At 66.8% G+C, this 21,185-nt stretch carries 18 protein-coding genes; 10 read left to right on the forward strand and 8 right to left on the reverse strand.

The window, feature by feature from the left end:
- Nucleotides 1-16 precede the first annotated feature (16 nt).
- Complete coding sequence (locus ACF8LI_RS03030) at nucleotides 17-826, forward strand: metallophosphoesterase (protein WP_016446966.1); 810 nt, start codon at nucleotides 17-19, stop codon at nucleotides 824-826.
- Nucleotides 827-1,011: 185 nt separating this feature from the next.
- Nucleotides 1,012-1,383, forward strand: a complete 372-nt coding sequence (locus ACF8LI_RS03035; RefSeq protein WP_016446967.1) for a response regulator — start codon at nucleotides 1,012-1,014, stop codon at nucleotides 1,381-1,383.
- Between the two features lie 45 nt (nucleotides 1,384-1,428).
- Here ACF8LI_RS03035 and ACF8LI_RS03040 read toward each other — a convergent pair whose 3' ends face one another.
- From ACF8LI_RS03040 to ACF8LI_RS03055, 4 genes are read right to left on the reverse strand one after another with little or no spacing between them, the layout of a single operon-like run.
- Complete coding sequence (locus ACF8LI_RS03040) at nucleotides 1,429-2,559, reverse strand: hybrid sensor histidine kinase/response regulator (protein WP_016446968.1); 1,131 nt, start codon at nucleotides 2,557-2,559, stop codon at nucleotides 1,429-1,431.
- A gap of 48 nt (nucleotides 2,560-2,607) precedes the next feature.
- Nucleotides 2,608-3,222 carry a chemotaxis protein CheB gene (locus ACF8LI_RS03045; protein WP_016446969.1) on the reverse strand — a complete coding sequence of 205 codons (615 nt, stop codon included), beginning with the start codon at nucleotides 3,220-3,222 and terminating at the stop codon, nucleotides 2,608-2,610.
- The gene (locus ACF8LI_RS03050; RefSeq protein WP_074923196.1) at nucleotides 3,222-4,061 is read right to left on the reverse strand and encodes a protein-glutamate O-methyltransferase CheR; all 840 of its coding nucleotides are present in this window, start codon (nucleotides 4,059-4,061) and stop codon (nucleotides 3,222-3,224) included. Before ACF8LI_RS03050 ends, ACF8LI_RS03045 begins: the two co-directional genes overlap by 1 nt.
- Nucleotides 4,062-4,074: 13 nt before the next feature.
- Nucleotides 4,075-7,578, reverse strand: coding sequence for a response regulator (locus tag ACF8LI_RS03055; RefSeq protein ID WP_016453387.1), 3,504 nt, complete (start codon nucleotides 7,576-7,578; stop codon nucleotides 4,075-4,077).
- A 207-nt stretch (nucleotides 7,579-7,785) separates the two neighbouring features.
- Between ACF8LI_RS03055 and ACF8LI_RS03060 the strand changes: the two genes are divergently transcribed.
- Together ACF8LI_RS03060 and ACF8LI_RS03065 are read left to right on the forward strand one after the other, a co-directional pair.
- Entirely contained in the window at nucleotides 7,786-8,175 is a 390-nt protein-coding gene (locus ACF8LI_RS03060) for a hypothetical protein (protein WP_392411984.1), read from the forward strand.
- Between the two features lie 107 nt (nucleotides 8,176-8,282).
- A complete protein-coding gene (locus ACF8LI_RS03065) occupies nucleotides 8,283-8,690 on the forward strand; it encodes a hypothetical protein (RefSeq protein ID WP_126311361.1) in 408 nt (135 codons plus the stop codon).
- A gap of 11 nt (nucleotides 8,691-8,701) precedes the next feature.
- Here ACF8LI_RS03065 and ACF8LI_RS03070 read toward each other — a convergent pair whose 3' ends face one another.
- From ACF8LI_RS03070 to ACF8LI_RS03085, 4 genes are all read right to left on the reverse strand, one after another.
- Nucleotides 8,702-10,462 (reverse strand): methyl-accepting chemotaxis protein, encoded by a 1,761-nt coding sequence (locus ACF8LI_RS03070; protein ID WP_034367177.1) that lies wholly within the window; start codon nucleotides 10,460-10,462, stop codon nucleotides 8,702-8,704.
- A 39-nt stretch (nucleotides 10,463-10,501) separates the two neighbouring features.
- Nucleotides 10,502-11,335: a flagellar filament capping protein FliD gene (gene fliD, locus ACF8LI_RS03075; RefSeq protein WP_017407064.1), complete on the reverse strand. Its 834-nt coding sequence runs from the start codon at nucleotides 11,333-11,335 to the stop codon at nucleotides 10,502-10,504.
- Nucleotides 11,336-11,556: 221 nt separating this feature from the next.
- Complete coding sequence (locus ACF8LI_RS03080; RefSeq protein ID WP_016453385.1) at nucleotides 11,557-12,294, reverse strand: GntR family transcriptional regulator; 738 nt, start codon at nucleotides 12,292-12,294, stop codon at nucleotides 11,557-11,559.
- Between the two features lie 816 nt (nucleotides 12,295-13,110).
- Nucleotides 13,111-13,593: a type VI secretion system tube protein Hcp gene (locus ACF8LI_RS03085; protein WP_016446977.1), complete on the reverse strand. Its 483-nt coding sequence runs from the start codon at nucleotides 13,591-13,593 to the stop codon at nucleotides 13,111-13,113.
- A gap of 615 nt (nucleotides 13,594-14,208) precedes the next feature.
- Between ACF8LI_RS03085 and ACF8LI_RS03090 the strand changes: the two genes are divergently transcribed.
- From ACF8LI_RS03090 to tssJ, 6 genes are read left to right on the forward strand one after another with little or no spacing between them, the layout of a single operon-like run.
- On the forward strand, nucleotides 14,209-16,296 hold the full coding sequence (locus ACF8LI_RS03090) for a protein kinase (RefSeq protein ID WP_392411985.1): 2,088 nt from the start codon (nucleotides 14,209-14,211) through the stop codon (nucleotides 16,294-16,296).
- Between the two features lie 9 nt (nucleotides 16,297-16,305).
- Nucleotides 16,306-17,094, forward strand: coding sequence for a PEGA domain-containing protein (locus tag ACF8LI_RS03095; protein ID WP_016446979.1), 789 nt, complete (start codon nucleotides 16,306-16,308; stop codon nucleotides 17,092-17,094).
- 8 nt (nucleotides 17,095-17,102) lie between these two features.
- Nucleotides 17,103-17,588 (forward strand): TssQ family T6SS-associated lipoprotein, encoded by a 486-nt coding sequence (locus ACF8LI_RS03100; RefSeq protein ID WP_223275220.1) that lies wholly within the window; start codon nucleotides 17,103-17,105, stop codon nucleotides 17,586-17,588.
- A gap of 51 nt (nucleotides 17,589-17,639) precedes the next feature.
- On the forward strand, nucleotides 17,640-19,772 hold the full coding sequence (tagH, locus tag ACF8LI_RS03105) for a type VI secretion system-associated FHA domain protein TagH (protein WP_392411986.1): 2,133 nt from the start codon (nucleotides 17,640-17,642) through the stop codon (nucleotides 19,770-19,772).
- Nucleotides 19,769-20,557 carry a PP2C family serine/threonine-protein phosphatase gene (locus ACF8LI_RS03110; RefSeq protein ID WP_046240040.1) on the forward strand — a complete coding sequence of 263 codons (789 nt, stop codon included), beginning with the start codon at nucleotides 19,769-19,771 and terminating at the stop codon, nucleotides 20,555-20,557. The genes tagH and ACF8LI_RS03110 overlap by 4 nt, the downstream gene beginning before the upstream one ends.
- Nucleotides 20,558-20,576: 19 nt before the next feature.
- Nucleotides 20,577-21,176, forward strand: a complete 600-nt coding sequence (tssJ, locus tag ACF8LI_RS03115) for a type VI secretion system lipoprotein TssJ (RefSeq protein ID WP_392411987.1) — start codon at nucleotides 20,577-20,579, stop codon at nucleotides 21,174-21,176.
- Nucleotides 21,177-21,185: the final 9 nt, after the last annotated feature.

Here is a 21,185-nt window from a genome sequence, read left to right on the forward strand (position 1 = left end):
GGAACAAGGAGCGCCCATGGCCTTGCTCATGCATTTGTCGGACCTGCATTTCGGCGCCCACGATCAGGCCGTGTGCGCCGCCGTGGCCAGACTGGCGGCCCGGCTGCCGGTAACGCTGCTGGTGGTCTCCGGCGACCTGACCCAGCGCGCCACGGCCGCGCAATTTGCCCAGGCGCGGGAGTTTCTCGACAGCCTTTCCGTGCCCCGGCGACTGGTGGTGCCCGGCAACCACGACCTGCCGCTGCTCGCCTGGTGGGAACGGCTGGGTGGCCACGCCCACGACCGCTATGTGCGCTGGATCGATTCCGAACTGCAGCCCTGGTGCGCCGTGCCAGGCTTTTGCGTGATCGGCGTGGACACCACACGCTGGTGGCGCCACCAGCGCGGCAGCCTGTCGGCCGGGCAGATCCTGCACGTGGCGCAGCGCCTGGAGCAGGCCAGCCCCGCCGACTGGCGCATCGTCGTCAGCCACCACCCGCTGGCTGCGGCCCACGAAGAGGACCGCAGCCACCGTCCTCACCGCGCCGCGCAGGCCCTGGCCCGCTGGCGCGATGCCGGAGCGCAACTGGTGCTCTCGGGCCATGGGCATGACCCCGGCCTGGTCCAGCCCCTGCCCGGGCTGTGGGCAGCGCAGGCGGGCACCGCGGTCTCGGTGCGGCTGCGCGCCCATGCGCCCAACAGCCTGTTCACCCTGGAGCATCGGGATGGCGCCACAGGCCAGGACTGGCGCCGGCAGCTCACGCGCTGGGACTATTCGCGGCAGGCCGGTGAATTCCTGCCCGTGCAAAGGCATGTGCTGGATCCCCTGCCCACTGCCCAGACTTGAGATCGCACAGGCCGTTCGTGGGACTTGCCTTTGTATTGCACAATCCATCGCCTGGCGCGCACAGAAGGCAACCGTCGACCAAGTTTGCATGCTGTCCTACGTGATGGAGGGCGGCGGGTGTGGATGATCAGCCCTCGTCCATGCTGCCTTTTTGATAGCAGCATGACGCACTGCAACAAAGAGATATGCGAATCCTGTACGTTGAAGACAATGCCGACCTGCGAGAAACCATTGGCCTGCTGATGGAGAGCGAATCCCGTTTCGTGACCAGTTGCGCCACTGCCGAGCAGGCCCTGGAACTGGATGCGGGCCAGCCTTTCGACGTGGTGGTCTCCGATGTCAGTCTGCCGGGCCTGTCCGGCACCGATCTGGCGCGGCAGCTGCTGCAGGCCGATGCGCAGCGCTGGATCATCCTGTGCTCCGGCTACGACCTGGGGCCCTACCCCGCCGCCTGGGGTCCCCAGGTGCGGACCTTGCTCAAGCCCTTCGAGATCGAGGACCTGGAAACGCTGCTGGACTCCATACAGGAAGCGCTGCACACCAGGCCCGTCCACTGAGCCCATTTTCCCGAGACCGGCCTGCCGGTCCATCGGCTCCCGCCGTCACAGCACGGCCTTGGAGCCTCCCGCTGCCATCTCGCGCGGCAACTCCACCCTGAAGCTGGTCACGCCATCGGCGGAGTGCACATCGATGCGCCCGTTGTGCGAACGCACGATCTGGTGCGCGATGAAAAGCCCCAGGCCCAGGCCCTGGTGCTGGCCCGGCTTGCGCTCTCCTCCGCGAAACGGGTTGAACAGGGTGGGCATCAGCTCCGCAGGAATGGTGCCGCCGTTGCGCACCGTGATGACCACGCAATGGTCCTGCCTGCCATCGGCCGTCACCTGCACAGGCTGCGCCGGATCGCCATGGTGCATGGCGTTGCCCACCAGATTGGTGAGCACCTGGCACAGGCGTTCGCCATCCCAGGTGCCATCGAGATTGCCCAGCATCTCGCTGTCCAGGCGCCGCTGCGGAAAACCCGTCTCCACTTCCTGCAGCGTGCGCTGCAGCAGCGCTTGCAAGCTGGTAGGCCGCGGTGACAGCGGCAGGCCTTCCGCCTGGCGGATGCGGGTGACGTCCAGCAGGTCCTCGATCATGCGCGACATGCGCTGGCTGCTGCTGAGCATGCGCTCGGCCATGCTGGCCACCTTGCCCGTATCGGGCTGGCGCGTGAGCAACGTGGCGGCGGCCTTGATGGATTGCAGCGGCGTGCGCAGGTCGTGGCTGAGCACGGCCATGAACATCTCGTTGATGCGCAGCGCCTCGGTGCGTTCCTGCAGTTGATGGGCCAGTGCCTGCTTGCGCTGGTGCAGCTCGAAGAACACATTGGCCTTGGTGGTCAGCATGTGGGGATCGATGGGCTTGTACAGGAAGTCCACGGCGCCGCTCTCATAGCCACGGAACTGCCAGTTGTGCTCGCGCGAGCCGGCCGTCATGAAGATGAGCGGGATATGGCGCGTGCGCTCGCTGCCGCGGATCAGCTCGGCCAGCTCGAAACCGTTCATCTCGGGCATCTGCACATCCAGCAGGGCCAGGGCCACGTCGCTGTGGTTGAGCAGCAGCTCCAGCGCCTCGGGGCCGGACTGGGCCTTGAGGAATTCGATGCCGTCGCGTTGCAGCAGCGCCTCGATGGCGATCAGGTTCTCGGCGATGTCATCGACGATCAAGCATTTGACGCGATCTGTATGGGGCATGGATTCTCTCTCGGTATTTAGTCTTGTGGGGGCGTGCCGGCTGGACATTCAAAGCCTTCCCTGGCGGTGCAGCGATGCAATGAGGGAGGCAATGCCTTCGGGCGCCAGCGCCTGGGCCTGCGGCACGCGGGCCAGCGCCGCCAGCGGCATGGTGGGCATGCGGGCGCCGTCGGGCGCCTGCACCACGGCCAGGCCACCGGCGGCGTGCACACTGGCCATGCCCTGCGCGCCGTCGTCATTGGCGCCGGACAGCAGCACCGCCAGCAGCCGCTCGCCATAGCAATCCGCAGCGGACTCGAACAGCACGTCGATGGAGGGCCGCGAAAAATGCCAGGGCGCATCCAGCGACAGCGCCAGCCGGGGGCCGCTGTCCACCAGCAGGTGATAGTCGGCCGGGGCGAAGTACAGGCACCCAGGCTCGATCCATTGCTGGTCCTGCACCTCGCGCACCGGCACGGCGCAGCGCGGGCCGAAGAGCTGGGCCAGCAGGCTGCGGCGATCGCGCGGCAGGTGCAGCACCACCAGCACCGAGGCGCGCAGGCTGGCCGGCAGCGCGGGCAGCACCACCGATAGCGCATCGAGCGCGCCGGCCGAGCCGCCGATCACGATGGCCTCGTAGGCTGTGGCGGCGTCGGAGGCGGGTGTGTTCGTGGTCACGGGCATCACAGCCCGGCCTTCTTGCGGTAGATGCGGTCCTCGAGCACGAAGTCCTCGAAGGCCTCCGAATGCCCTGAAAACCGCAGCGACTCCTTGGAGCCCAGCCCCAGGAATCCGCGATGGCACAGCGCATCGCGGAACAGGCCCAGCGCCCGGTCCTGCAGCTCGCGCTCGAAATAGATCAGCACGTTGCGGCACGACACCAGATGCATTTCGGCGAACACGCTGTCGGTGGCCAGGCTGTGGTCGGAGAACACCATGTGCTCGCGCAGCCCCTTGTCGAAGACCACGCGGCCGTAACGCGCCGTGTAGTAGTGCGACAGCGAGCTGTGCCCGCCCGAGCGCGCATGGTTGTCGGTGAAGGCCGCCACGCGCGACATGTCGAACACGCCCTGCTCGGCCGCGCGCAGCGCATGCGGATTGATGTCGGTGGCATAGATCAGGGTGCGGTCCAGCAGGCCCTCCTCCTCCAGCAGGATGGCCAGCGAATACACCTCCTCGCCCGCGCTGCAGCCGGCCACCCAGACCTTGAGCGAGGGATAGGTGCGCAGCAGCGGCACCACCTCGGTGCGCAGCGCCCGGAAATAGCTCGGGTCGCGGAACATGTCGCTGACCTGGACCGTGAGGTATTCCAGCAGCGCCGGGAACACGCTTGCATCATGCAATACGCGGTCCTGCAGCTGCGACAGCGTCTGGCAGCCGAACTGCACCAGGGCCGTCTGCAGGCGCCGCTTGAGCGAGGCCTGGGCATAGCCCCGGAAGTCGTAGTGGTAGCGGTGGTAGATGGCGTCGATCAGCAGGCGCTGCTCGATGTCGGCGGTGCGGGCTTTTTTCAGCTGAGGCATCGCGTCCTCCTTGCTACTTGGGCATCCACACCCGCACCAGCGACAGCAGCTTTTCCACGTCCAGCGGTTTGGCGATGTAGTCGTTGGCACCGGCGGCCAGGCATTTCTCCTGGTCGTCCTTCATGGCCTTGGCGGTCAGGGCGATGATGGGCAGGCGGCGCCATTGCGGCCGGTTGCGGATCTCGCGCATGGCGGTGTAGCCATCCATCTCGGGCATCATGATGTCCATCAGCACCAGGTCGATACCGGCCTGCGCTGCGCCGCGAGACTCCAGCGCCTCCAGCGCCTCGCGCCCGTTGCGCGCGATCTCCACGCGGATGCCCGTGGGCTCCAGGATGCTGGACAGCGCAAACACGTTGCGCACATCGTCTTCCACCACCAGCACCGTGCGCCCTTCCAGCGCAGACTCGCGGCTGCGCGCGACCTGCAGCATCTGGCGGTGCTCGGCCGACAGCTCCGACTCCACCTGGTGCAGGAACAGCGTGACCTCGTCGAGCAGGCGCTCGGGCGAGCGCGCGTCCTTGATGATGATGGACTTGGAAAAGCGCCGCAGCTGCTGCTCTTCATCGCGCGACAGCGCCCGGCCCGTGTAGACGATGACAGGCGGGAAGGAAACATCGTCCTGGTCCGTCATGCGCTGCAGCAGCTCGTAGCCGCTGATGTCAGGCAGGTTCAGGTCCATCACCATGCAGTCGAATGTGGAGCCGCGCAGATGATCCAGCGCGGCCGCCGCCGTGCCCGCGCAGACGATGTCCACATCGCTGCGGCTGAGCAGGTGGCGCACGCTCTCGCGCTGGCGCTCGTCATCCTCCACCACCAGCACGCGGCGCAGGTCCTGGGTGAACTTGGCCTCCAGCCGCTGCAGGGCGTGGACCAGTTCCTCGCGCTTGACGGGCTTGAGCGCGTAGCCGACGGCACCCCGCCCCATGGCTTCCTGCGAATAGTCCGCGACCGAGACCACGTGCACGGGAATGTGGCGCGTGGCCGGGTTGCGCTTGAGCTGGTCCAGCACGCCCAGGCCCGAGAAATCGGGCAGGTTGATATCGAGCACGATGGCGTTGGGCTGATTGTCGGCCGCCATGGACAGGCCGTCGGACGCCGTATTGGCCACGTCGCACTCGAAATCCATCTCGCGTGCCAGCTCCGACAGGATGTCCGCGAAGCGCAGGTCATCCTCGATCACGAGGATGCGGCGCCCGCTCTGACCCCTCTTGCGCAGGGCGTCCGTTGCCGCCGACGCGGCAGGTGCCATGGCAGGCGACATGGGCGGCGCGAACGCAGGTGCGGCGGGCGCAACGTTGGCCGTTGCGAGCACGGGCACGGACGACGCTGCCAAGGCCTCTCGCAGCCCCTGCGGCTGAGGCTGCGGTGCGGCAGTCGCGGCCGTGGCCGGGCCGGACTCGGCCGACTCCAGGCTCACGGGCACGGTCAGTGTGAAAACGCTGCCCTGGCCAGGCGTGCTGGAGACGGTCAGCGTGCCGCCCAGCAGCCCCGCCAGATCACGCGATATCGACAGGCCCAGGCCCGTGCCGCCGAACTTGCGGTGCGTGCTGCCATCGGCCTGGCGGAAGGCATCGAAGATGAATTGCTGCTGCTGCTCGGCAATGCCGATGCCGGTATCGCGCACCGCGAAAGACAGCATGCCCTGGGGCGCGCAGGACACCTGCAGGCCCACCGAGCCCTTGGCCGTGAACTTGAGCGCGTTGGACAACAGGTTCTTGAGCACCTGGGCCAGCCGCATGGGATCGGTCTGCATGGTGGCGGGCACGCCCGGGTCCACGGTCCAGGACAGCTCCAGGCCCTTTTCGCGGGCAATCGGGCGCAGCGGCTCCATCAGCGTCTGCAGCGCCGTGGCAATGGTCACGGGCTCGGCGACCACGGTGACCTGGCCGGCCTCGATCTTGGACAGGTCCAGGATGTCGTTGATCAGCGCCAGCAGGTCGCTGCCTGCGGCGTGGATGGTCTGCGCGTACTTGATCTGCTCGGCCTGCAGATTGCCCGGCCTGTTGTCGGCCAGCAGCTTGGCCAGGATCAGGGTGGAGTTCAGCGGCGTGCGCAGTTCGTGGCTCATATTGGCCAGGAACTCGCTCTTGTACTGGCTGGCCAGCTCCAGCTCGCGGGCCTTGTCGGTCAGCGCGCCCTGGGCGCGCAGCAACTGCTCGCGCTGGTACTCCAGCTGCTGGGTCTGCTCTTCCAGGTGGGCATTGGTCTGCTCCAGCTCGGTCTGCTGGTGCTCCATCTGGGTCTGCGACTCCTGCAGGATGCGGCTTTGCTGCTCCAGCTCCTCGTTGCTCACGCGCAGCTCTTCCTGCTGGGCTTGCAGCTCTTCCGACTGGCGGCGCGTTTCCTCCAGCAAGGTCTCCAGGCGCGAACGGTCCAGGCCCGAGCGAATGGCCACGGCCAGCGATTCGGAGGCGCGCTCCAGCAGGCTGCGCTCGGCTTCGCCCACGGGGCGCAGAAAGCCCAGTTCGATCACGGCGAACACTTCGCCGTTTTCCATGGCGGGCACCAGCATCAGCTGCAAGGGGCTGGACTGGCCGGTGCCCGAGGAAATCTGCAAATGCTGGGCAGGCACATCGCTGACATGCAGCAGCTTGCGCGACGCGGCCGCCTGGCCCGCCAGCCCCTCGCCGGGCAGCAGCTTTTGCTGCAGTCGCTCGCGCGGCAGGGCATAGCCGCCGAACAGGCGCAACCCGCCATCGGCGCAGTCCACCACATAGCCGGCGCCCACATCGGCACGCAAATAGTTGGCCAGGTACTCCAGCGCCTTCTGGCCCAGGTCTTCCAGCCGGTGGTCTCCCTGCAACTGCTGCCCCAGGCCGGAAAGACCGGACGTCACCCACGACTGGCGGGCCTTGACGCGGTACTCGCGCACCGTCAGCGCGGCCGATGCCAGGATCAGGCCCAGCAGGATGAGGGAGCCGCCCCAGGAATAGTAGGTCGAGGTGGTGGATGCCTCCACCCACAGCTGGCGACGCTGGGCCAGCTCCCGTGTCTGGTGCGTGTAGAGGTCGTCGATCAGCTCGCGCAGCCGGTCCATGGCGTTCTTGCCCACGTCCAGGCGCACCAGGGCCATGGCGGCGTCCAGATCGCCGGACTTGCGCAGGTCTATGGTCTCCTGCAGCTCGCGCAGCTTCTGGGCCGATATCTCCTCGATCTGCGCCAGCAGCCGGTGCTGGTCGGAGTCATTGGAAGTGCGCGCCTTGAGCGCCTCCAGCTGCTGCATCAGCACATCGCGTGCCTGCTGGTAGGGCTGCAGGTAGGCCGGGTCGCCCGTGAGCAGAAAACCGCGCTGCCCGGTCTCAGCGTCCTTGAGCGAAGCATTGAGCTGGCTGAGCTGGCGCATGGCCAGTGTCGTGCGGTCCATGGCCACCACGGCCTGGCCTCGCGTCTCAGACGCCCTGAAATTGACGAAGGCAATGACCAGGGTGGCCAGTGCCGCCGCGCCAAAGCCGGCAACAAGTGTCCATGGAATGGCAAAGCGCTGGGTGCTCTGATTGCGGGAGGATCGTGGCATGCAGTGGAGTTTCTGGCAGGAAGGGACGGGGAAATCCGCCAAGGACTGTAAACGTTTTGCGCAGCCCTCGGCAGCACTGTGGCGCAGCTTGCGCTGGTTTCGGCGACGCGCGACGCCCGCAGGCGCCATTGCAGCCGTTAACATGGCCCGATACTTTCCTTCCGACACCCCGCTGCGGGCGTCGGCCCACTTTCCAGGACCCATTGCATGAAAACCTTTGCCATCACCGTCGCATCGCTGGCCGCTGCCGCTTCGCTGGTGTCCACCAGCGCCAGCGCTGCGGCTTCGATCTTCCTCAACGACACCATCGCCGCGCGCATTCCCGCCAGGGACCTGCCCGATGCCAAGGCCACCGTGGCCAAGGTGCTCAACGAGGCCGCCGACGGCTCCCTGACCGAATGGACCAGCGGCCCGAACCGTACCAACCAGCGCGTGACGATGGCCTTGCAGCCGCAGCAGACCGTGCAGACCGGGACGGCCGGAAGCTGCCGCCTGCTGTCGGCCGATGTGCGCCTGAAAAAGACCTCGGAAAATTGGCGCTTCTGGTTCTGCAAGCAGTCCGACGGATCGTGGAAGGCCAGCGGCAGCCAGCCCTGAGCAAGGATTGCGGTGGTCGGCGACCGGGAATCCGGCATGGACCTACGCCACCAGCCCTGGGCGCGTGGGAGCATGTCGGCCGGAAGATAGACCACCGGAGAACAACCATGCCCCATGAATTTGTGCATGCCACGACACTTGCCAGACGGCTGGCCCTGGCCGTCGCCGCAACCTCTTTGCTGACGCTGGCCGCCTGCTCGGGCGAGACCTCGTCGCAGCGCGCGGGATTTCCCATGGCCGAAGTGCCGCGCTTCAACCAGCCGCCACCGGACAAGCCCCTGCTGGGCCAGCCCGTGATCACGGCCGAGCAGGTCATGCCCCATGCCAAGGGCGACCCGCATGAGCCGTTGCCGGCTGCCGCGCCGCTGCCCGCCCGGGCGTCTGAACCGGCAAGCGGGTCAGGTGCCACCAACAAGGAAGATGCAGGCGGCGTGAATCCGGCCGCCGGCCAGGCCGCCGCCATCACCGACGGCCAGGGAGAGGGCTCCAAGTACGAGCTGGGCGCCCCCAAGTAACCTGGCCGGGCTCAGAACGAGGTCCAGTCCCCATCGTCCTTGCCAGTGGCAGGCACGGACTGCCGGGAGGCCGGCAGCTTGGCGGCTGCAGGCTTGGCGGCGGGTGCGCCCGGGGACGCAGCAGCCGCAGGCGCGGCCAGCGGCCTGGCAGGAGCGCGCATCTGCGCTGCCGCAGGCTGTGCACGCCCGGCAGGGGCCGGGGCTGGGGCCACCGCCGGACGAGCGGACGCCACGCCCTCGATACGGAATACGCTCACTGCAGCGGCCAGCTGGTGCACCTGGGATTTGAGCGAGCCGGTTGCAGCGGCCGCCTCCTCGACCAGCGCCGCATTCTGCTGTGTCACCGTGTCCATCTGCGAAATCGCCTGGTGCACCTGGTTGATGCCGCTGCTCTGCTCCTGGCTGGCGGCGGTGATCTCGGCCACCAGGTCGCTGACCTGCTGCACGCTTTGCACGATGCCGTCCATGGTGCGTCCGGCCTCGGCCACCTGGCGCGTGCCCGCCTCCACCTTGGAGACCGAGTCGGCAATCAGGTCCTTGATGTCCTTGGCCGCCGAGGCGCTGCGCTGCGCCAGCGCGCGCACCTCACCGGCCACCACGGCAAAGCCGCGGCCCTGCTCGCCGGCACGCGCCGCTTCCACGGCGGCGTTCAGCGCCAGGATGTTGGTCTGGAAGGCAATGGAGTCGATCACGCCGATGATGTCGGCAATCTTGCGGCTGGACTCGCTGATGCCGCCCATGGTGTCCACCACGCCCGCCACCACCTTGCCGCCCTGCACGGCTGTCTGCGACGCCGAAGCGGCCAGCTGATTGGCCTGGCGCGCGTTCTCTGCGTTCTGCTTGACCGTGCTGGTCAGCTCCTCCATGGCAGCGGCCGTCTGCTCCAGCGAGCTGGCCTGCTGCTCGGTGCGCGAGGAGAGGTCCTGGTTGCCCGCGTCGATCTCGCCCGAAGCCGTGGCAATGCTGTCGGCACCCGAGCGCACCTGCCCCACGACCTGGGCCAGGTTGTCGTTCATCTGGCGCAGCGCCTGCAGCAACTGGCCCGTTTCATCGCGCGAATCGACGGTGATGCGGCTGGTCAGGTCGTTGTTGGCCACGGTGCGCGCCACGCGCAGGGCCTCGGCCAGCGGCCTGGTGATGCCGCGCGTGATCCACCAGGCGGCCAGCGCGCCCAGCACAAAGGCCAGCGAGACCACCGTGATGATGGCGGCTCGGCTGGCCGAGAAGCGCACCAGCACATCGGCGGCGGAGCTGTCGATGGCCGCGCGCTGCATGTCCAGCAGGCGCTGGACCATGTCGATATAGCGCTGCGTGGCGGGCTGGTATTGCTGGGTGAACAGGCGCTCGGCGTCTTCGGCGCGGCCCTCGGCCTTGGCTTTGGTCACCACGTCGCGGCCCGCCAGATAGCCGGCGCGCGCCTTCTTGATCTCGACCCAGATGTCCTTTTCCTCCTGGGTCTGCAGCAGCGGCTCGATGCGGTCCTGCAGCTTGCTGGACTGGCGCGAGGACTCGGCTGCGTCTTCGGCGAAGAAGGTGGCCAGCGAGGGATCGCTGCTCTTGGCAATGGCCGTTGTGCGGCGCGAACCCGAGTGGATGTTGCGGAACCAGTCGCTGATCATCCGCTCCTTGGCCAGGGCCACCTCGGTGATTTCCGTGGTCGAGCGGGCCATGTGCCCCATGCTGACGATGCTGGTGACACTGATGAGCAGCATGATCAGCAAAAGAATGGTGAAACCGCCTCCGAGACGAAGGCCTATGCGCAGATTTTTCATGATGGGGAAACAGGATGCGGGACGGAAACGCGGCAAAAACTAGTTCTTGAGGTAGGCGTCCAGCACCATGCGATTCCAGTTGGCCGAGCCGACCAGGGAATCGCCGAGCTTCTCGGCCGTCGCCACCACGGCGCTTTGCTGCTGCTGCAGCGCCTTGACCCGGTCGCCCAGGCTTGCCATGGACGAACTCAGCCGGCTGCCCGTGGACAGTGCATCGTTGGCGCTGTTTTCCACCGCCTTGCCAATGCCGGCCAGAGCCGAGGTCACGCCTGCGGGATCTGTGGCCATGGACTTTTCCAGGGCCTTGGCGTCCACCGCCAGCGTGCCGTCCTGGCGCTGGACGATGCCGATCCTGGCCAGGCTGGGCGAAGTCGCGCTGCCCGTGACACTCATGATGGCCGCACGCAACTCGCGCAGCGCGCGGGTGGCACCCACATCGGTGGTGGAGCCGGCGGCCGCGCTGGCATTGCCCTTGGCCGCGCTGGCGTTGTAGCGCGCCACCAGCTTTTCCAGCGCACCTTGGACCGACTGGGTGGTGCTGGTCGCCGTGAGGGCCGCCATCTCCTTGCCCGCCGTGGCCAGATCCACCAGGGACGACTTGAACTGCCCCAGCGCCGACAGCGAGGTAGAGCCCGCCTGGGCCTGGGCCGCAATGCGCTCGTGCGCCTTGGACAGCGAAGGCGCCAGCTTGCGGACTTTCTCCGCTTCGGTGGTCTCCGTCTTGGTGCTGTCCGTCTTCGTGGCGCCGGCCTGCGCATCGCTCTTCTTGATGGCCGAGTCCGAAGCCGTCTGCGCCGTGGTGCTGCTGTTGAGCCTGGACTGGGCTCGGGCCAACAGGCTTTGCACATTCAGGTTGTCGGTTCTGATGCTCATGTTCTCTTCCCTGTAAGTTTGCGGATGGTGCGGGCGCAGGGCCCGTCCACGGTTTGGCAGGGAGACTACCGGGACGCCGCCGCCGCAATGCAGGGATAAGCGGGCCGCTTACCCGCGACTTGCAGCCTTTGCCGGGCCGGATGCACGCCCGCCTTCGCCCAGCGGCCCGTGCGCCCATGAAAAAGGGCCTCCGAAGAGGCCCGTTCCACCCATCCCGACCATCAAGCCGTCTGCTGCAGGGCTCCGTAGCGCTCGCGCGCCGTCTGCAGCATGTAGAAGGTGATGCGCTTGACCTCGGCACGGCTGTCGGCGATGTGCTGCTTCAGGCAGGACTGGGCCAGCGCGGCATCGCCGGCCTCGATGGCGGCAAGAATGGCGGCATGGTCGTCATAGGTTGCCGAGACGCGCGGCAGCTTGATCACATCCAGGCGGCGGATGATGCGGATGCGCTCTGTAATGTCCAGGTGGATGCGCGCCATCTCCTGGTTGCCGGTCGCGGCCACCAGGCCGGTATGGAAGGCCTCGTCCAGCGAGGCCACGACGGCGGGGTCGGTCTCGCGCTGCTCCTCGGGCACGCACCAGACTTCGCGCAGCGGCTGCAATGACTGCAGCGATTCGCCCACCAGGCTGGCCACGGCGCTGGTCTCCATCAGGGTGCGCACCTCGTACAGATCCTCGAAGTACTTGAAGTCGAAGGCCTTGATCTGCCATCCGCTCTTGAAGTGCACATCCACATAGCCATCGCGCTGCAACCAGAACAGCGCCTGGCGCACGGGCGTGCGGCTGACCTGCATGCGCGTGGCGATCTCGCCTTCGCTGAAACGGTCGCCAGGCAGCAGGCGGAAATCGAAGATGTCGTTCTTCAGGCAGGCGTAGATCTGCGCAGCCAGCGAATGCGCGCTGCTTGCAGGCCCCTGGCGCGTCTCGCACACCGGCGAGGAAACAACCGCGATGCTCATGCGACTGCCACGCCTGCTGGAGCACGCAGGCCTTGCCGCTGGCCGCCGCCAAGGCCTGGCAACGACATGCCCGGAGCCCTGAAGAAGGGCCAGGCCTTGCCTTCGACACCGGACTCGCGCATGGCCGAAGACAGGGTATACGCCGACCGCAGCAGCAATACCATTGCCTGATTTGCTATCAGGCAATGGCCAATGGTCCATTCACGCATTTAGTACTCTTTCTTGTACACAAGTTGGCAGTGGGATTTATTAAAGAAACGAATTGCGTTTTAATAATTGGACCTACAAGAATATCCTCGACAACGGCCGATCTTCGTGTATGCTCCGCGACTTGCCGCCGCAAAGGCCATACACACCATAGCGTTTGGCAGCCCCCGGCACCAGACATTCAAAGTGACTGGACCAACACCGACAGGAACCCACTCGCGGTAATCCTGCGCATATTTGCGCCAATCCATTTTTTCCAGAGAGTTTCCGCACACACCTGGTGCAAAGAGCGCATCAATCTCCCCATGCCTGCGGCCATGGGTTTGTGTATTTGTTAAATATTGCAAGATATTGAGGCATTCAGCCTCTGGCAGGAACGGAAGGCGGCTTTCTGTCAAGGAACTGACATGTGAATCTGCTATCAGCGGCCTTTGCATGCAGAGACAAGGCACGTCCTGCCCGATATTCGATCCACCGCTCGATTCCAGCTTTCCATACTGGAAAGCCTCCATCGATGGATGGAGGCCATATTCCCGCGCATCCACGGCAAACCCACGCCGGATGCATCCGACGCGGGTTTGCCGCAGCAGCAAGCCTGCGCAAGAAGACTCAGGCTTCGCGGTTTTCCTTGATGTTGAAGCCCATCTGGCTCTCGGCGCCCTTGCCGCCCTGGTTGGTCTGCTCCCAGTACTGGGTCTTGACCTTGGCAGCCTGGAACGAGTAGTTGACAGTCACGGTGTCAGAGGAGTTGGCGCCGCTGACGGTCACGTTCGTCACCATGACGTCGGTCAGGGTGATCTTGGTGAACTCGATCTGCGAGCCGCCGGCCTTGCACAGCGAGATGTCGACCTGGCCCAGGTGCTTGCCCGTGGCGCAGTGCTTGAGCACGGCGGGGTAGCACTTGTCCACCTTGGCGATGACGTTCAGGTCATGGAAGCTCACCTTGCCGGCGCCGGCACCGCCGCCGCTGGCCATGGTGTTGGGCTGGGTCGCGCCCCAGGTGAAGGAGTCGATGTCGGTCCAGCCCTTGTGGTTGGAATCCTGGGATTCGCCACTGGCGCCCTCGACCTTCATGAACATATCAACGGACATTGCACACCTCTCGAATTAATGGATTAAACGTTCGCATGCAACCCAATAGACCGACTGCATCGGATGGTTCACACGCGAACAAAGGGGAAAACCACTCCCGGGCAGAGCGCACGAAACCGATTCACTGAACATGTGATTCAGATCAGTGCGGCGCATACCCTGGATGGTCAAGGAATGTATTGACAATCGCCTGCAATCCTCACTGTCGTGAACCGCCCTCCTTTGTTGGAGCCGCGATGATAGTGGATAAGATCGGAAAAATACAAACAATTGGCCCGACTGAATTGTTACGGCCGATACATCTGAAAAAAAATGTATCCATCGCTTATCCATTCGATACGTGTCATGGCTTTTTGCAGAACTCAAGCTACACTCACGCCGCATTCGGAGTCCGATTGAAATACGATCTTGTATTCATGACGAGTCCATGACGTTCGTCTTTGGCCCTCGGCTTCAGACAATTGGCTGATCGAGGAAAACCAGCGGTTGCATAGACAGATTGCCGGTGCGATGCCGGCTTTGTGCTTGTCCAATGGCCTCGAACAGATTCGGCACCCTGGCACTGCGACAGACCTCGCCCGCCAGCGTGTGAAACAACATCTTGGGTGGGATTGCATGGATAGCGAAGCAGCATGTTCGACCAACTGCCTTCCGGCAGGTGTCCAGATTGGCGAATACCGCGTGCTCGATGTCATCGGCGAAGGCGGTTTCGGCATCGTCTACAAGGCCCGTGACCTCTCGCTGGACCGCGAGGTCGCGATCAAGGAGTACATGCCTTCGGCACTGGCCGGTCGGCAAAGCTCCCATCAGGTGCATGTGCGCTCGCAGCATCGTGGCGCCTTCGACGCCGGGCTGCGCAGCTTCATCAACGAGGCCCGCCTGCTGGCGCGCTTCTCCCACCCCACCCTGGTGCATGTCTACCGATTCTTCGAAGCCGGCGGCACGGCCTACATGGTGATGCGCCACTACGAGGGCCAGACGCTGGGCCAGGTGCTGAAGGCATCGTCCGGCCGCATGGATCAGGCCGGGCTCAGCGCGCTGCTGATCCCCTTGCTGGACGTGCTGGAAGTGCTGCATGCGCAGGACTGCTTCCACCGCGACATCGCGCCGGACAACATCTTCGTGCAGCGCGATGGCAGCCCCGTGCTGCTGGATTTCGGCGCCGCGCGCCGCATCATCGGCGACATGACCCAGGCGCTGACCATGGTGCTCAAGCCCGGTTTTGCGCCCATCGAGCAATACGTGGACGACGGCGCCATGCCCCAGGGCGCGTGGACGGACATCTACCAGGTCGGCGCACTGATCCACCAGGCCGCCACGGGCCGCATCCCGGCCACCTCGGTCGCGCGCATGGTCACCGATCCCATGCAGCCGCTGACCTCCGAACAGGTCCCGGGCTACTCCGACGCTTTTCTGCAGGGCATGCAACGGGCGCTGGCCGTTCGCCCCCAGGACCGCCCCCAATCCATTGCCGAGCTGCGCAGCCTGCTGGGCCTGTCCACCGACGCCCGGGCAGCGCCTGCGCCGGGGGAGCCCAGCCCCATCTACATCCCGATCACGCCGCCTGCGTCCGTACAGGCCGCCATGGCCACCCAGTCGGCAGCCGTGCAGGCGCCGCGCTTCGTGCCGATCACGGAAATCTTCGTTCCTGCAGCAGCGCCGCAGGCAGCGCCCGCGGCCACAGCCATGCCCGTGCCTGCGGTCCCGCCTGTTGCATCTGTTGCATCGGTCCCTCCTGTCGCCACGGTCGCACCGGTGCCGCCCGCTCCCACCGCGCCTGGGGGTTTGGCAACAGGCGGCCCTGTCCAGCCATCTGCAGCCGCAGCCGCGCCCCAGATGACGCCTCAGGCATCTGCCGCCGATCCCATGGGCCTGGACAACGGTCCGTACATCGACATCGACCAGGCACTGCCCCCCGCTCAGCCTGCGCAGCCCCCGGTTCAGGCGCAGGCGCCTGCATCCCAACAGCCCGCCTCCGCACCCGCCGTTCAGGGCGCGCCCGCAGGGGTGCAGCCTCCGGCCGCTGCCGTCCAGGCAGTGCCCAAGGCCAGGCGCAGCGGCATGGCCGTGCCGATGGCCATCGGCGCCCTGGTGCTGGCGGCCATCGCGGGCGGCGGCGTGCTGTGGTACGACCATTCCCAGGACCAGGCCCGTGCCAAGACCCTGGCAGCCCGCGACAGCCTGGCATGGCAGCAGGCGCAAAGCCAGTCCAGCCTGGCCCGCCTGCAGGACTACCTGGACAGCTTCCCCGAAGGACAGCACCGCACCGAGGCCCAGGCGCTGCTCAAGCAGTTGCTCAACGAGGCCTCGCTGGCCTCCACGGAGCAGGTGCAGCCGATGTCCCCGCCGGAGCAGGCCGCGCTGGCTGAACTCCCCCCTTCCCAGCCCGAGCAGGGCGCGCCCGTCGCCCCCGTCACGGTGGCCGCGGTGCCCGAGCCGTTGCCCACCGAGCCGCCCAAGACCGAAGCCCGCCCCGCCAAGCCCGCAGCGGCCACAGGCAAGGTGGTGTTCCGGGTCGTGCCCTGGGGCTATGTCTCCGTGAACCGCGCCCCGGCACGGACCAGCCCGCCGCTGACCCAGATGGAGTTGCCGGAGGGCGAGTACCGCATCGACATCAGCAACCCGGGTGCGGCCTCTACGGTGACCAAGACCATCACGGTCACCAAGGGCGAGTCGGTGACCGTGAACCATCTTTTCGAATGAGCGCGGCGCATGGCTCGACTGATGAACCACCGCTGGCGATGGATGCTGTGCACTGCAGTGCTCGGCCTGCCCTGCCTGGCGCATTCCCAGGCGGCATGCGAGGAGGCCGCGCCGGCCCAAACCGGCTCGGCAGGACGCCCGCAGCTGGCGCAGGGCATTGCGCTGTTCGAGGCGCGCGACCTGGCCCAGGCCGAGCGTGCGCTGCAGGCTGCGCTGTTTGGCGGGCTGGCGGATCCCATGGAGCGGGCCTCCGCCCACAAGTACCTGGCCTACACCTATTGCACGCACAAGGAATGGGCGCGCTGCGAGGCCGCCTTCGACGCCGCGTTCGCCGCCCACCCCGGCTTTGCGCTGCAGGCCTACGAGACCACGGGTACGCCGTGGCGGGACGCCTACAGCCGCGCCCAGGAACGCTGGACCCAGCGCTGCCCTGCCGCCCAACGGCTGCGCGTGGCAACCGCAGCGCCCACGGCCGGCGGCTTTGCACTGAACAGCCGCGTGATCACATCGATCACCGCACTGACATCGGGCTCGGCCCCGGTGCGCTCCGCCGCACTGGCCGCACGGCCTGAGACGCCACGGACAGATCACAACCTGCGCCTGAGGGTCAGCCCCTGGGCCAACGTGCTGATCAACGGCAAGCCGTCCGGCGTCACCCCTCCCGTCGTGCTGCTCAAGCTGGCGCCAGGCTCCCACACGGTGGAACTGCGCAACCCCGGCTTCGAGAGCTATCGGCAGGTGATCCGCATCACCGACGGCCAGTCGGTGACCCTTTCCCATGACTTTGATGCCCGATGACCATGTCCATGCATATCCCTCACTCCCTCCAGCGCCTGACCCTTGCCCTTGCCGTTGCCTTCGGGCTGGCCGCCTGCGAAACCGCACCCAAGCCGGTGGAGCCCGAGCCAGCACCGCCCGTGGTGCAGGCGCCTGTCGAGCCCGTCAAGCCCGTGGACCCGGTGGTGATCAAGGAGCAGGAGCTGGTCGAGGCCATCCAGCTCTACGTGGATGGCCGCTACGAGGATGCCATCACGGCCCTGACGCCCCTGTCCACCGCGCAGGAGCTGCCGATGAGCAGCCAGGTCAAGGCGCTCAAGTACATCGCCTTCAGCCACTGCGTGGAAGGCCGCCGCAAGCCCTGCCGGCAGCACTTCGACATGGCCCTGGCCCTGGACCCCACCTTCCAGCTGACCGAGGCCGAAAAGGGCCATCCCACCTGGGGCCGGGAATTCAACAATGCCCGCGCCGCGCTGCGCAACAAGCGCCCGGCGCCCGCGCGCAAGGCCTCCTGAGGCCTGCCGAGGCCCCCGACGCTTCCTGAAAACTGCCTAGCCTAAGACTCCATGGACAAAATCGAACTCAGGGTCGTGGACCACGATGGCGTTGCGGTCGACCGCCACTGGCATGCCGTATTCGGCATGGCAGGTGGCACGATCGGACGCAGTGGCCAGAACAAGCTCATCATCTCGGATCCGGACGCTTCCGTGGCGCGCGTGCACGCCATGGTCAGGCTCGATTCCGAGGGAGCCTTTGTTGCGAACCTGAGCGAGCGTGATCCCATCTGGGTGGCAGACCAGCCCGTGCGCTCGGGCCAGGAAGTGGCCCTGACACTGGGCGCGCGCATCCGCATCGGCGCCTACACCCTGGCCGCCGTGGCGCCGGGCACCCCTTTCGAGGCACCGGCCTCGCCCGGTGCAGCCGTGCCGGCGCCTGCCAGCGCAGCATTTGCAGCGGCTGTGACGCCCTCAGCACCTTCTGCGCCCTCAGCACCCTCAACGCCATCGGTTCCCTCGCTGGTCACGGCAATCCCGCAGCCACCGATCCAGCAGCCCCTCGCAGTTGACAGCCCGCTGCAGCCGCAAGCAACGGGGCCGGCAGAAGCTGCGCCACTGGCAGACGTTCTGCCTCCAGCCGCCGCCGGCATCGCCGATCCCTGGGAAGGCCTGACGGCGCTGAGCCTGGATGACATCCAGACCCCGCCTGCGCCTTCTGCCGAGAGTGCAATCCCCCCCGAGCAAGCGGCCATGGCGATGCCGCAGCCGGCCAGGCCGCAGCACCGCCCGCTGCTGATTCCCAATGATTTCGACCCCTTTGCACCGCCGCCCGAGCAGGCTCGGCAGCAGGAAGAAGGCTGGGCCGGCCTGCCCTCGCACGGCAAGGGCGAGCTGATTCAGCAGCGCCATGACGGCATGGTCCAAACGCTTCCCCTCAAGGGCCTGAGCACCGAGGCACTGCATGACGCCTCCCATACCGGCCTGCCTTCGTGCTTCGAGGCATCGCAAAAGCTCGATCCGCTCGCGCTGTTCGACCAGGGCGGCCTGCCCGGCGACGCAGCGCCGCTGCAACAGGCATCGGGCCGGGGCTCCGAGCTGGGCCAGGCCTTCAACCTGCCGCGCATGCAGCCGCCTGCGCAGCCTGCTGCACAGGGTGCAGCGGCGCCGGCCCAGCCGGCCGGCCTGGAGCAGTCATTGGCGCCTGCGGCGCAGACACAGCAACCTGTACAGGTTCAGGCCGCACCAGCTGCCGTACCAGTTGCCGTACCAGCTCCCTTACCTGCCGCTGCACCAGTTGCTGCACCGATGGCCACGGCCCCCGAAATCCCCGCCGAGCCCGTCGTGCTCGACGGACTGCTGCCCACCAACGGGCTGGACCTGGACATCTTCCAGTCCGGCGCAGGCCAAGCTGCGCCAGCCATCGTTTCTGCCGCAAGCGCTGCCACCGCTCCCGCCAACACCAGCTCCAGCGCCCACTTCAACGCAGCCTCCAGCATCCTCGGCCAGGGCGCCGCCGCCATTCCCGTCGGCACCCTGCCCTGCACCGCCGCGCCTGTCGATGCTCCGGTGCAGCCCCAGCCGGCCGCCAGCGCCGCCCACGCCGACCTGCAGGCCCTGGCCACGGCCTTCATGGAAGGCGCGGGCCTGAACCCGGCCAAGACCCATTTCGAGGTCACGCCCGAATTCATGCGCACCTTCGGCGAAGCCCTGCGCATTGCCGTGCAGGGCACCATCGACCTGCTGGCGGCGCGCTCCGAGATCAAGCGCGAGTTCCGTGCCGGCGTCACCATCATTGCCACGGGCGCCAACAATCCGCTCAAGTTCCTGCCCAATTCCGAGGGCGTGCTCATGCAGATGGTCCACCAGACCTTCCCGGGCTTCATGAAGCCGCTGCCCGCCATGCAGGACGCCTTCCAGGATCTGCACGTGCACCAGCTGGCCCTGATGGCCGGCATCCGCGCCGCCTATGCCGAGGCCCTGACCCGGTTCGATCCGACCGAGCTGGAGCGCCGCACCGAAACCAACCCCGGCCTGCTGGACAAGCTGCTGACCAATGGCCGCAAGGCTGCGCTGTGGGACGACTACAAGCACAACTTCGACGTGCTGCGCCGCCATGCCGAGGACGATCTGATGGCCTTCTCGGGCCGCACCTTCGTCGAGGCCTACGAAAACGCCGAGCAGTCCGTGAAAGGCCAGCCGTGATCGCCTACCTCGACGGAGACGGCCACCGCTACAGCATCCAGGTGGCCAGCGCATCGCACAGCGGCAGGCGTTCCAGCAACGAAGACGCCATGGGCCTGATGGACCTGGGCGCCGGCGGCCTGTGCTGCACCCTGGCCGATGGGGCTGGCGGGCACGGGCATGGCGAACTTGCCGCCCAGCTCACGGTCCAGGCCGTGCTGGAGGGCTTCCGGGAGAACCCGCTGTTCGCCCCTGCCAGCCTGGCCTCCCTGATTTCCCAGGCGGAGCACCGCGTCAGCGGCCAGCAGTCCACCTCGGCCTCGCGCATGCACATGAGCGCCACCGTGGTGGTGCTGTGCATCGACCCCGGACAGGGCCGCGCCCTGTGGGCGCACTGGGGCGACTCGCGCCTGTACTGGTTCCGCGCAGGCCGCATGCACCTGCGCACCGAAGACCACAGCCTGGTGCAGCAGCTGCTGCACGCCGGCCTGTACGAAGAGAACGACCCGCGCCGCCTGCCCAACCGCAACGTCCTGGCCGGCGCCATCGGTGCCGAAGGCCAGGTGCCGCCCAGCATCCGCTCCGCCGCCGTGGCCCTGGAGCCCGGCGATGTCTTCCTGCTGTGCTCGGACGGCCTGTGGGAAGGCATGCACGAGTCGGAAATGGAGCAGCTGCTGGCCGCGAGCCAGCGCCCCGACGAATGGATACAGCGCATGGTCGGCCGCGTCGTATCCAGCGGCAATCCGCACCAGGACAACCTCAGCGCGCTGACGGTGTGGATCTGCCCGCGTGACACCAATGACTGATATCGAGACAGGAGAAGCCATGTGGAAATCGCATGCACCGCATGTACCGCAAGCGCGCCGTCAGGCGCTGCAAACGCTGGGCGCCTTGGGCCTGGGCACGGCAATGGCGACCGGCCTGGCCGGCTGCGGCTCCCTCAATCCCCTGAGCCGCGCGCCTGAAGTGGCGCCCACGGCCGTGCCCGCCGCCGTGTTCGAGGTGGTGGCCGACATGGACATCAACCCCGACCGCGAAGGCATCCCCAAGCCCGTGCTGCTGCGCATCTACGAGCTGCACGCCTCCGCCGCCTTCGACCGCGCCGGCTTCTTCGACCTGCAGGACAAGGACGACGGCCAGCTGGGCAGCGACTTCGTGCGGCGCGAGGAATTCCTGATAGCGCCCGGCCAGCGCCAGGTGATTGAGCGCAAGGGCAACCCCGATGTGCGCGCCTTCGGCCTGTTCGCCGCCTACCGCGATCTGGAGCGCAGCACCTGGCGCGCCTCGGCCGCCGCGCCCAACTCCGTGGAGCTGCGCAGGCGCTGGTGGGGCATGGGCTCCACCGAAAAGCTGCAGCCCGTGCGCTACCAGGTGCACCTGACCCGCGAGGAGGTCACCGTGCGCATCCAACCCGCATCCCAATAAACGCACATC

The sequence above is a fragment of the Delftia sp. WSY_12 genome, assembly GCF_043104645.1.
GTDB classification, from domain to species: domain Bacteria; phylum Pseudomonadota; class Gammaproteobacteria; order Burkholderiales; family Burkholderiaceae_C; genus Comamonas; species Comamonas tsuruhatensis.